Raw genomic sequence first — 12,091 nt, 5'->3', positions numbered from 1 at the left:
GACTATAGCGCTGCAACATTTACTCCTTTATGGACCTTGGTGACGATGTGGAACTGCTACTTTTATGTCAGCGATGGCAATCGAGTCTATCCTGTGTTTATCCCGACCAAGACCACATTGTGAGCAAAACTGACATGACACGAGTGGAAGGAGAGAACACTCGCTTAAGACATTATTTAGCCCGACTGCATCGCAAAACGTTGTGCTATTCAAAGTCAGTAGAAATACTGGGACACTTGGTTCGGTTGCTACTTCCACTATCTGAAGTTATGGGAAGTTCCTGTTCCTACATGACTCATACTCTTAGAGTCATACTCTTATTCAGCAACGCCAGGTTTTAGAAGGTTTTTGCCTTGATAGACCTGAAACACATCCACGATCGCACCGCCGCGCCAAATAGGTATTTCTCCAATTTGTTCAAAGCTTTGAAAATAGTCTGCATATTGAGTGGCATTGGATTGACGCTGAGGGCTGAGATAGAGTCCATTTTTGCCAACCCATTCTGCCGCCGTTGACCAAAACGCAAACCCCCGCAAGTCATCGTTAAAGCAAATAATGGGCGGAGGGTTGAGCGGTGCCAGCGCCATGCCCACATAACCCGCCATAAAAATATCGTTCGCAAAGACAAAATCGGCTTGTTTCAGTGCATGGGTCAAAATAGCCGAGTCTTCAAACCCACGGCGAACCTGTTGAATATCCACCAATTGCACAGACCCATCGACGGTTACTGGAATCAATCCACCGAAAACAGCATAAGCACTGGACTTTTGCAATGTCCCCAAGGTGAGATGAGAGAGGGCGATCGCCAGCAATATACTAATGATCACCGCTGAACTTTGCAGCCACCGCCGCACACCATGAGGCGACCAGTTTGCAGCGCGATCGCCCAGCAGTAGCGTCATTCCCCAAAATCCGGGCATTGCCCAAGTCGGCAAAATCGGGCGATAGCCACCCATAAAAGTGAAACTCAGGATGATGGGTAGGGAAATCCAAAGAATTAGAAGAGTTTTGAGTTTTGTTCGCGTAGCATCTCCGTAGGAGATATTTTGAGTGCAGGAGGGAAGGAGTGGGATGTTATGCCATTGATTCCAGGTTGTTTTTATGCAGACCCACCACAGCGGAAAGCCAAAGGCAGGGAAGAGATAGCCAATCCCGATGAAAATGAAGCCAATAAGTTCCAACAGGCTATAGCTACGATTTGGAATGGCTCTGCCGGATTGATAACGGAGGGAAACCCAGTCATGTTGAAGGTTCCAGATAATAATCGGAGAAATAGTTAGGAAAAACAGCCCCACTGCTACTAGCATCCAAGGAGATTTGAAGGCGATGCGATGGTGGCGGCTGGTCAGGCAAAATCCAATTAAACCAAGCCCTAAAGCAACTCCATGATATTTACTCAGACAGGCTAGACCTACTACAAGCCCGATCGCGGCAAGTCGCCAGCTTGGATGATACCTCGGTCGGCGAAAAAACTCTTCGGCAGTTAGCAATAGTGCGGCTGACCAAAAAAAGATTAATGGGCTATCGGGTAGGGTTAATACGCCAAAACCAATAAAAAAGATCGGAATTAGCGAGGCGATCGCCATCGTCAAGACTGCCGCTTTTTGAGAAAACAAACGCTTACTAGTAAGGAAGAGCAGAATCAACGCTCCGGTATATAGCAATAGCGAACCAATGCGAATTGTGAATTGGGACACATATCCAGTCAACCAAGGACCTAAACCAGTGGATAAAGCAACCATCAGGGGATGATCAAAATAGCTCCAGTCGGGATGCTGTGTATAGAGATAGTAGTAAGCTTCATCAAAACCGGGGGGGAGCCAAACCGCGATCGCGCTCCGTAGCAACAAGCCACCTACCAACAACCAGGCGATCGGATATGCCCCAAAACCCCACCCCTTGGCAAATTTCTCCATTCGGCTTCCTTCGTTTGCAGTCATCCCCGGCGGATTGAATTTACTACCAATTGCGCCAGCCACCTTTCGATTGAGCCTGTTCACTTGATTGAGCAGGGCGATTGTGCAGCAGCGATTGATAGGTTTGGCTGCTGCCCCAGCGATCAATTTCTCGCGCTCTTAACACGGGCACAGGATGACTTAGTTGCGCCGTCATTGCTTGCTTCAGCAGTTCGCCCAGTTGGTCTTTACTGATATCATCGTAGGCTCGTGCTTGAGCTAAAAAAGCATCTAAATTAAGCTGACTCGCCAAAGTTGGAGAACCGCCTGCCAATTTCATTAGCACTGAAGCCACGACTCTGGGATTTTGGGTTGCCAATAGCGCCGCGCGATCGCAGCTAAATTCTGCACAGCGAACCCACTCCATTAGCTGAGTTTGCAAACTTTGGGCAACCGCCGCCCCCGCGCCCCAGGGAAGTTGCCCCGCCGCCAGCACTAATATGTTTGCCAAGGTCAAATACACGCCATGCTCACACTTCAGATGTCCCAACTCGTGAGCAATCACCGCCTGTACTTCTTCGGGTGTCAGCAAATCAATTAAAGACGTATGCACCACAATAAACGGCTGTTCACCGCGCATGGCAAACGTATAAGCATTCGGCGCGGGATGCTGGCGCACATAAAGCTGCGGCGGTTCCAAATCTAAGACTTTGCAAGCGTCTAAAAGCAAATTGTGTAAGTCAGGCAACTGCTGCTCACTGACCAAAATACTGGAAGCAATATTTTCTAAGTAAAAAAACTGCCCTGCCAATGGACCCAATAAATTTCGGACAATCACATCCAAACCGGGCAACTGCTTAAGGTTTGCCGTAGCTTCTAGATCCAGCGGATGGCGGAAGTGATCGGCACGGAGACCCAGTAGAGGAGTTTTAAAGAAAGCCATGAAGAATGCCAGAAATAGTACAAGCTAGCTCGTGAAACCTGGGGTAGGGCGATCGCGCTTCGCGCAACGTTGCTTGCTTCCCGCAGAAAATAGTCGTTTGCCTTTGTTACTGTCAGTATTCAGTATAACGAGCGTAAAGAACAGTAATGGCATGAAAACACAAAATGGGCGGAGCGCTTGGGTTCCGCCCATCGCGAATCTAAACGACTCTCTAGCTAGGCTGATTCAGTATCGATGGCTTAGGCGACACCATAGCCACGGGATCACAGTCATCTACTTTGACATCTGACTTAACTCGGTGCATCCGAGCGCCGAGCTTTTGTAGCTTAGCCTCTAATTGCTCATAACCCCGATCCAAGTGATGCAAGCCTTGAATAGTGGTTTTGCCATTGGCTGCCAATCCTGCCAACACGAGGGCTGCGGAGGCTCGGAGATCGGTCGCCACTACAGGAGCGCCCGACAGCATCGGAACCCCTCGAATAATGGCGTGGTTTCCTTTAATTCGGATATCTGCTCCCATGCGGCTTAATTCCGGCACATGTCCCATGCGATTTTCAAACACCGTTTCTGAAATAATGCTGTCTCCTTCACTCAGCGTCAACAATGCCATAAACTGCGCCTGCATGTCGGTTGGAAATCCAGGGTAGGGCAAGGTTTCAATATCGGTTGGCAGGATGTTCTGAGACGGAATCACACGAACGCTGTGGGTGCCTTCGTTAACAACCTGCACTCCGATCGCCTGAAGTTTGGCAATCACCGCTGTCAAATGGTCAGGAATCACGGGTGATACCAAAATTTCAGACCGAGTAATTGCGCCAGCCACTAAAAAAGTACCTGCCTCCACTCGGTCAGGAATGATACTGTAATCAGCGGTGTGCAGGCGAGACACGCCAGCGATCGTAATGGTATTCGTGCCAGCCCCACGAATTTTTGCCCCCATCGCCCGACAGAAGTTGGCTAAATCGATCACTTCAGGTTCTTGAGCGGCGTTTTCAATCGTGGTTTCTCCATCTGCCAACGTTGCCGCCATCATCAACGTTTCCGTTGCGCCGACGCTGGGATAATCGAGATAAATCTTGGCTCCTTTTAGCCGCTTGTTTACCCCTTTCACATAGGCATAGACAATTCCATGGTCAATTTGCACTTCTGCCCCCAGTGCTTGCAAGCCGCGAACATGCAAATCAACAGGTCTGGCACCGATCGCGCAGCCGCCGGGTAATGGAATCCGAGCCACTCCTAAGCGGGCAAGCAACGGACCAATCACAAAAAAGCTAGCGCGTAGCTGACTGACCAGTTCATAGGGTGCTTTCGACTGCCCAATCGTGGAAGCGTTGATGATTAAGCGATCGCCCGATCGCTCCAACTTCACCCCCAATGCAGCCAAGATCTCGCTCATGCAAGACACATCAGCGAGAGAGGGCACATTACGAAGAGAGCATTCATCCGAACAAAGTACAGCACCTGCCATCAGCACCAGTGCCGAATTTTTAGCTCCGCTGACGGCAACCTGTCCACTGAGAGTCTGTCCACCCCAAATTTCCAGGATGGAAACGTTTTCTTCGGCAGGGGAATGAGCGTTGGGTAGGCTAGGAGAAAGTGTAATAGGTCTGTCCTCCGCGATTAGCGATTAACTGTGTGACAAATTCGGTCTTGATTCTACCGGAAACATCCCTGATGTCCCAGTTTTTTTTCCAATTGATGATTTGTGATCAGCTACCTGTTTTCGCTGCTTGTCCAAAAGTTTACACGCTGAGTGATTGACAGATAGTTTTAATTACTAGATGATTGGAAGTCGCGGATTCACCCGTGCTGCTAGCGGAACTGGCGGAATTGGTAGACGCGCTAGATTCAGGTTCTAGTGTCTGCAAAGACTTCCGGGTTCAAGTCCCGGGTTCCGCATTGATATAGAGTGTCTTGGGCAACCTGATAGTTGCCCATTTTTTTACTTTTTTGTATTAAAAATAGTTAATTATCTTTAATACTTTCAATTAAGTTTGATATTAAATTCCAATCATTCTGGCTTCATGTTGACTAGCTTACAAAATCCTTTAGTGAAGCAGATCCGCAAGTTGCATCGTGCCAAAGAGCGACGAGAACAGCAGCTTTTCCTATTGGAAGGGACTCACTTGGTTGCAGCTGCTTGTCTTGCCGATCGCCCCCTGGTCACGGTCTGTCATACACCCGATTGGCAACTGCGCTATCCAGAACTCTGTCAGCAAATTGAACAACGCGCTCAGCGCTTGGAAGTCGTGAGTCCAGAGGTGCTACGGGCGATCGCTACAACGGTGGAGCCAGATGGAATTATTGCCACAGTCGAGCGATCGTCTACTGCTGCACCAACCTTTCATCAGTTAGGGCTAGTGCTGGAAACAATTCAAGATCCTGGAAATCTGGGGACTATCATTCGCACAGCAGCGGCGGCGGGAGCCGACGGGCTATTGCTGAGCGCTGATAGTGTGGATATTGATCACCCCAAAGTGCTGCGAGCCTCTGCTGGGCAATGGTTTCACCTACCGATGGCAGTTAGCCCCGACCTGCTAGCCACGATCGCCCCTTATCGCCAGCAAGGGTTTCAAATTGTTGCCACTCTGCCTACTGCTGACCGCACCTATTGGGACGTAGATTTTTGCAAGCCCACACTTCTCCTGCTCGGAAATGAAGGCGCAGGATTATCACCTGATCTTGCTGCCTTAGCAAACTACAGCGTTCAGATTCCTCTAGCCGTTGGAGTGGAATCGTTAAATGTGGCGATCGCAACGGCTTTGTTGTTATATGAAGCGAAACGACAGCAGACAGTTGACTAGACTCAGCGCCCTACATCGGTTCTGAAGATCGATTACTTTGAATAAACTGCTCCAAGTCAGCGATCGCATCTTCAAAACTGCTTAAACTAACCTGGGTAGTCTCTTGGGTGGCTTGTTTAGAGGTATCTGGCATTGCTGGAGAATTCTGGGGTAGGGATTCTCCAACCGATTTAGCAGGTTTAGATTCAGCAGGCTCAAAGGTTTGCTCTAACTGTGCAAGCGACTCCATGAATGCTTGTGCGGCGGCTTGGCGCTCAGGCGGCGGCTGTCCCATAGTTGTAGCTCCAAAGCGGTCTGAAATACTAAAAGCCAGATTCACCCTTTTCCTGATCATGACATCCATCCTGGAAACTAAGTTAGGGTTAGTTTGCCCAATAATATCCCTATTCTCTGCAAACGTCCTGAGTGAACCTAAGCAGACAAAACTGGCATAAAACCGCAAAATCCGATCAAATATAAAACTAGGGTTGTCTGATGGATAACATCCGACGGAAAATACGGAGAATAAGCAGGAGAGAACTGTGAGTGAGCCATTGGATTACGATTTGCTGATTATTGGGGCGGGTGTAGGCGGACATGGGGCTGCTCTACATGCCGTCAGTTGTGGATTAAAGACTGCCATTGTAGAAGCAGGAGATATGGGCGGCACCTGCGTGAATCGGGGCTGCATCCCATCCAAAGCGCTGCTAGCAGCTTCGGGAAAGGTACGTGAACTGCGTGATACTCGTCATCTGGAATCGTTGGGAATTGGGCTTTCAACCGTGTCGTTTGACCGAGCCGCGATCGCGAATCATGCCAACACCATCGTAAGCAAACAGCGAGAAGCCTTGACTGGCAGCCTAAAACGTCTTGGAGTAGACATCATTCAAGGCTGGGGACGAGTCACTGCAACTCAAAAGGTGACGGTTGCTACACCCAATGGCGATCGCGTGATTACGGCTAAAGATATTATTTTGGCAACTGGATCGGTGCCTTTTGTGCCGCCCGGTGTGGAAATTGATGGTAAAACCGTTTTCACTAGCGATGATGCAGTGCGGTTAGAATCTTTGCCGCCTTGGATTGCGATCGTCGGCAGTGGCTACATTGGGCTAGAATTTGCCGATGTGTATTCAGCGTTAGGCTGCGAAATCACTCTCATCGAAGCCCTAGATTATCTAATGCCGGGATTTGATCCCGATGTCGCAAAACTAGCTCAGCGCGTATTGATTACCCCGCGAGATATTGAAACAAAAGTCGGCGTGTTAGCAAAACGGGTGACTCCGGGATCGCCTGTGGTGATTGAACTGGCGGATGCCAAAACGAAAGAGGTTGTCGAAGTTTTGGAGGTGGATGCCTGCCTGATTGCCACGGGACGCATTCCCTATACCAAAAACCTAGGATTAGAAGCCGTTGGCGTTGAACTCGATCGCCGGGGTTTTATCCCCGTTGATGATTATTTGGCAGTGGTCAAAGAGGGGCAGCCCGTGCCGCATCTCTGGGCGATCGGCGATGCCACAGGCAAAATGATGTTGGCGCATACTGCATCGGCTCAGGGAGTTGCTGCGATCGAAACAATTTGTGGACGACCTCGTATTGTTGATTATCACAGCATTCCAGCTGCTGCCTTTACCCATCCGGAAATTGGATTTGTCGGCATGACAGAACCCGCTGCTCAAGACAAAGCAAAGGCTGAAGGATTTGAAGTGGGCGTGGCAAGGACGTATTTTAAGGGGAATGCAAAAGCGATCGCCGAAGGAGAAACCGAAGGGCTGGCTAAAGTCATTTTTCGGAAAGACACCGGCGAAGTATTAGGGGTTCACATTTTTGGGCTACATGCCTCCGATCTAATCCAGGAAGCCGCCAACGCGATCGCCGATCGCCAATCGGTTCAAACCCTCGCCTTTTTAGTTCACGCTCATCCTACGCTTTCAGAAGTGCTGGATGAAGCCTATAAACGAGCCGTTGGAACGCACTAGAGAAGAGGCTAGATTTTTGGGTTTCAGGGTTCGGGTTTCGAGTTTCGGAATCTAGATTTCCGCCAACTCCCTACCCAAGTTGCGTTACGCTATCGAAATAGCTTGGCGTGAACGAGATTGCACTTTTCCTAACGCGATGTGCAACTAATTGCCCTCACCCCAAACCCCTCTCCTATAGGAGAGGGGCTTTCAGAGATTTTCAGTTCCTTCTCCCTGCGGGAGAGGGCTAGGGAGAGGGCAGTCTTTGCAGGTATTTTAGGAAAGTTGCACATTAGATTTTCCTAGTAGTTTCCGATCTGCTACCCGCTATATTCTGAAACCTGTTCTTTGCCATCCGAAACCTGTTCTATGCAAATTCGTCGTCGTCCTCCGAATCCTACTATTGCAGTAGAGTACTTGCGCTACCAAATCAAAGCAGATGATGCGGCTCCACAAAATATTTTGGAGGAAATTGTTTGGCATAAGGAAACCGAAGTTGATCAGTTGCGGGAGGCAGTGCCACTCGTTGAGCTTCGTAAACGGATGTTAACGGCTCCACCGGTGCGAAATTTTTTGGCAGCATTGCAGCAATCAGTGACCCAACCTGCGGTGATTGCGGAAGTGAAAAAGGCTTCTCCTAGCAAAGGAGTAATTCGAGAAGATTTTGACCCAGTGGCGATCGCCCAAGCTTATGAGCAAGGAGGCGCAACCTGTCTATCGGTTCTAACCGACTCAAAATTCTTTCAGGGTAGCTTTGAATATTTGGCAGCAATTCGGGCGGCAACGAATCTGCCGCTGCTGTGCAAAGATTTTATTCTGTATCCCTATCAGATGTTTTATGCACGGGTTCATGGAGCTGATGCCGTATTGTTCATTGCTGCCATCCTGACGGATCAAGATCTGCCATACTTCATTAAGATTGCGCGATCGCTGGGGTTGACTGCCCTAATTGAAGTCCATACGCAGGAGGAGCTTGATCGGGTTCTAGCGCTGGAAGATATTGGTCTGATTGGCATCAACAATCGAAATTTACAAGATTTCTCCGTTGACCTGCACACTACTTGCACCTTGTTATCAAACCGAAATCAGCAAATTCGCGATCGCCAGATTTCAATCGTCAGTGAGTCGGGACTTCATACCGCTGCCGATTTGAACCAAGTGAGTCAAGCAGGAGCCAGCGCCGTTTTGATTGGTGAATCGCTAATAAAACAACCCGATCCAGGAATTGCCCTTGCTCAATTATTGGGATCATTCAAGGCTGAAACTGTTGCACTCAATGTGAATTCATAGTTGTTTTGAATAAAAATTAACCATTAACGTCTATTCATGCAACTTAGATCTAGGTTTTTGTATTCCTCACCGCCGTTTGATTCTTTAATCCCTCAGTAAGTTAAGTCACCCATGGAACCGATCCCTTTACCCTCTCACGTCCACTATGAACTACTTTTACAATTGTTAGAACGGCAAACAATGTTGGCAGTAGAACAAAAACCGGGTCTTCATGACCAAGTGCAGCAGCTTATTATTACGATGCGTAAAGCTATCTCTCAGCAAAAACGGCTAGAAGAGGCATGTGAACGCTATCAGCTACCGATTGACTATCGCTGGTCGCTGAACACCCCTGCACAAACAGCCGCCCAAACTGAACGAGTATCTAAAGATTTTCTGAGCTTGCACCCAGAATAGTTTAAACGAATGCAGTAGAATAACAAGATCTTAAACAGGCTTGTTTACTGCATGACTACCAAAATCGTCTCCTATAGCGATTTTGTGGCTCCAACAAAAGGCTAATCAACGTCTTTGGGAGGTTCCAAGTGACCGAACCAACTTTAGCTCGCAGCGATCGATCGCCCAAAGAGAATGGCTGTCCCAGCATCGATTCTACGAGGTTTTCGATCGCGAAATCGTCTGACCCTGAGCAGCTTTGGTTAGATCTAGGCGAAACTTCACCGTCTGACAAGCCCAAAAAGGCGGAGTCTTTAACGTCTGCTCTGTTCACCGAAGCTCCATTGTCAAGCTACAAAGCAGATCGTGCTACAAAACAAGCACCACATCAAGAGGCTTTAAGAGATGAATTACAGTCTTGGCAATCCCTGATAGATGAGCAAGTTGAACGCATTCACGACCTAGAGCAAGCGTTAGACCAATCAGTATCCTCTGTAGCTGATCTCCGGCTGCAACTGGTTAATCAGCAGTTTCTTGAAGCGCAATTAGCGTCAACTGAGGAAATCGCCAATATCCAGCAGCAAGCGATTACTCAGCTAAAGCAAAGGCTAGCCCAGCAGCAGCTAGCTTTGGAAGCCTATGAGAGCCAAACCAACGGTGAAACTCAGTCATTTCAAGACTTATTGGTTTCGCTTGAAGATCTGGCAGAAGGGCAGCAAACCAATCTCAAGCGGTTATGGCTTCGGATTCATAGCGATCGCGCCGAAACCCAAGCCCAACAGACATATTTAGATTGGCTAACTAAGCTGCAAGCCAAACCTTTAGATCAGCAAAGTCTAGAAATACTATCTCAATCCCTGGATATCGATCTTGCTGATTCCACGATTTCACCAGAGCAACTGCAACCCACTCTTTTAGAATTGGGGCAGCATTTAACCAAGCGGCAAGCAGCGATTGAACAGTTGGAAATGGAACTGCATCGCGCTCATATTGCTTTGCAAGAACAGCAGGCAATGATCGACACGTTGCAGCAAACTCATGCCACGAGACATCTTACTAGCGATAGCCCGTTAGATAAAGAATTGTTTGCGGCTCACTGCAAGATTCAAGAGTTAGAAATTCAGCTATCTAAACAAACGACGACTCAAGCAATGCTTCAGCATTTTTGCCAAGAGCTTGAGCAAACTCGCGATCGTCACCAAGCCCGCATTACTGAGTTAGAGCATCAGACCGCAGACATGCAAGAGCAAATCCTCAAGCAAGCTCAGCAAGCAAGCGAATATGAGACAGCAATTCAACACTGGAAAGATCGCTATCACAATAGCCACGACTATCTAAATCGGCTGAAAGAACTGATCGAACAAGTGTTGCCGAATTCTTCAGCCGAATTGTCAGAGATCTTAGCTATTATTCAAACGGCAACCGCTGATGCTACCGACATAGAGGGCGATCGCTCTGACGTAGTTTCACTTAAAAGCTCCAAGATGGACGTTCCTGATTTTCTGCTGCGTCGCCATCGCTATCGAGTGCGTTCTTAAACTTCTTAAAAGACGCGATCGTAGAAACTCGCAGTTTTAAGTGTAATTTGATACTCTGATTTAGAATCATTAGAGTACTTTAACCGCAATAATGCCCAAATGATGAGTCGGCTCTCTAACCGGCGGGATGTTGCGTAATTTCTAGGAGAAGATTTCTAGAAGTTTATCTTAAATTAAAATAGTTGTTATGTAGTGTTGCTTTCAGGGAACTCTAGGCAAGTAATTTACCCCCTTTGAAATATGAAGATGTGGGAAAATAAAAACTTACTATTTAGAAAAGCTGCCTTGAAAAGTAAGGCTGTCATCCTAATTAACGGAGCGTAATATAAATTGCTTCACGTTATAGATTCTTTAAACATCCTGATCAATCAATGTCCGCACAATGCCTGCTAAATTCCAAGCAATTTTCCTGTAATGAACCTGTGTAATGTCTGGGGAATACTGAATGAGTTCTGAGCCACACTTAAATGAAAGTCTGATTCACGGGGTATCTGAGCGATCGATCTCAGAAGCGTCTCAGATTATTCTGCCGCAAAAATTTGAGCCTGATTCTGTGTCTCAAGGAATAGATGGAGAAAGGGAAGATGTTGCATTTGCAAAAGCTCAAACACTGATGATTGACTTGGAGCAAACTCCAGTTAGTCAATGCTCTGAAGGGTTGAGCGTACCGACTGAAATGCCTTTAAAGCATTACATTCAAGGTGTTGTTCAGGGACAACACTCTTATTTGATCACTAACTTGCTAGGTGGATCGTTGACCCTGTTTCAACCTCAGATGGTGTGGACAGTGGGGCGAAACCGAGGAGCCGCTTTACCCTTGCGCGATCGCCTGTTGTCTCGCCGTCATGCCGTCATTATGTTTGTTTTGCAAGAAGGATTTAACCTAGTTGATCTAAATAGCATGAACGGCTCGTTTCTAAATGGCAATCGCATTCAACAGCGACAGTTGCTCAAAGATGGCGATCGCATCCGGTTAGGTAGTTTTGAATTCAACTTTTTTATCAGCCAAACCAGCCGAACCATTGAGCCAATTCATCCCGAAGTCCTTGCTCGCTTCACCAGTTCAAAATCTTGCCAAGAGGGATTTATGGACTACTCTGCTTTAGAAGAACCAGAAATCTTGTTTAGAGAACTACCAAAGGGTTAAAGGACGAGAGGCGAAGAGCGAGAGGTGATAGACAAATTCAGGACTTACGCAAAAGTCATTAGAACCGATGGATGCTTGAGTTGGGCAGTCAAGTAATCCGAGAGCATTCCATACTTGATCTGATAAACCGTTTTGCCTGTCTGATAAGCGATCGCCTTCAGGCGA

At 47.7% G+C, this 12,091-nt stretch carries 10 protein-coding genes, 1 tRNA gene and 1 pseudogene; 8 read left to right on the top strand and 4 right to left on the bottom strand.

The window, feature by feature from the left end; genetic code table 11:
• Positions 1-294, top strand: a pseudogene (locus tag AB3R30_RS25930) (IS1 family transposase); the annotation flags it as partial.
• Positions 295-317: 23 nt separating this feature from the next.
• Here the strand turns inward: AB3R30_RS25930 and AB3R30_RS25925 are convergent.
• From AB3R30_RS25925 to murA, 3 genes are all read right to left on the bottom strand, one after another.
• The gene (locus AB3R30_RS25925; RefSeq protein WP_458652100.1) at positions 318-1,979 is read right to left on the bottom strand and encodes an ArnT family glycosyltransferase; all 1,662 of its coding nucleotides are present in this window, start codon (positions 1,977-1,979) and stop codon (positions 318-320) included.
• Complete coding sequence (locus AB3R30_RS25920; protein WP_458652099.1) at positions 1,960-2,838, bottom strand: M48 family metallopeptidase; 879 nt, start codon at positions 2,836-2,838, stop codon at positions 1,960-1,962. The genes AB3R30_RS25925 and AB3R30_RS25920 overlap by 20 nt, the downstream gene beginning before the upstream one ends.
• Before the next feature lie 211 nt (positions 2,839-3,049).
• Positions 3,050-4,441: a UDP-N-acetylglucosamine 1-carboxyvinyltransferase gene (gene murA, locus AB3R30_RS25915; protein ID WP_458652101.1), complete on the bottom strand. Its 1,392-nt coding sequence runs from the start codon at positions 4,439-4,441 to the stop codon at positions 3,050-3,052.
• 212 nt (positions 4,442-4,653) lie between these two features.
• On the opposite strand from murA, the gene AB3R30_RS25910 reads away from it, so the two are divergent.
• Together AB3R30_RS25910 and AB3R30_RS25905 are read left to right on the top strand one after the other, a co-directional pair.
• Positions 4,654-4,737, top strand: a tRNA-Leu gene (locus AB3R30_RS25910).
• A gap of 125 nt (positions 4,738-4,862) precedes the next feature.
• The gene (locus AB3R30_RS25905; protein WP_458652098.1) at positions 4,863-5,642 is read left to right on the top strand and encodes a TrmH family RNA methyltransferase; all 780 of its coding nucleotides are present in this window, start codon (positions 4,863-4,865) and stop codon (positions 5,640-5,642) included.
• Positions 5,643-5,652: 10 nt separating this feature from the next.
• Here the strand turns inward: AB3R30_RS25905 and AB3R30_RS25900 are convergent, their stop codons facing one another.
• Entirely contained in the window at positions 5,653-5,916 is a 264-nt protein-coding gene (locus AB3R30_RS25900) for a hypothetical protein (protein ID WP_458652097.1), read from the bottom strand.
• 247 nt (positions 5,917-6,163) lie between these two features.
• On the opposite strand from AB3R30_RS25900, the gene lpdA reads away from it, so the two are divergent.
• The 5 genes from lpdA (at position 6,164) to AB3R30_RS25875 (ending at position 11,926) form a co-directional block, all read left to right on the top strand.
• Positions 6,164-7,597: a dihydrolipoyl dehydrogenase gene (gene lpdA / locus AB3R30_RS25895; RefSeq protein WP_458652096.1), complete on the top strand. Its 1,434-nt coding sequence runs from the start codon at positions 6,164-6,166 to the stop codon at positions 7,595-7,597.
• Positions 7,598-7,945: 348 nt separating this feature from the next.
• Entirely contained in the window at positions 7,946-8,866 is a 921-nt protein-coding gene (gene trpC / locus AB3R30_RS25890) for an indole-3-glycerol phosphate synthase TrpC (protein ID WP_458652095.1), read from the top strand.
• A gap of 111 nt (positions 8,867-8,977) precedes the next feature.
• Positions 8,978-9,262, top strand: coding sequence for a DUF5340 domain-containing protein (locus tag AB3R30_RS25885; RefSeq protein ID WP_458652094.1), 285 nt, complete (start codon positions 8,978-8,980; stop codon positions 9,260-9,262).
• Between the two features lie 128 nt (positions 9,263-9,390).
• The gene (locus AB3R30_RS25880; protein WP_458652093.1) at positions 9,391-10,779 is read left to right on the top strand and encodes a hypothetical protein; all 1,389 of its coding nucleotides are present in this window, start codon (positions 9,391-9,393) and stop codon (positions 10,777-10,779) included.
• 445 nt (positions 10,780-11,224) lie between these two features.
• The gene (locus AB3R30_RS25875; RefSeq protein ID WP_458652092.1) at positions 11,225-11,926 is read left to right on the top strand and encodes an FHA domain-containing protein; all 702 of its coding nucleotides are present in this window, start codon (positions 11,225-11,227) and stop codon (positions 11,924-11,926) included.
• Positions 11,927-12,091 lie beyond the last annotated feature (165 nt).

The sequence above is a fragment of the Sivoneniella epilithica UHCC 1019 genome, assembly GCF_040830845.1.
GTDB lineage: Bacteria > Cyanobacteriota > Cyanobacteriia > Leptolyngbyales > Leptolyngbyaceae > ULC077BIN1.
Note: the sequence above shows the minus strand (reverse complement) of the source record. Positions and strands in the feature narration are given on the sequence as shown.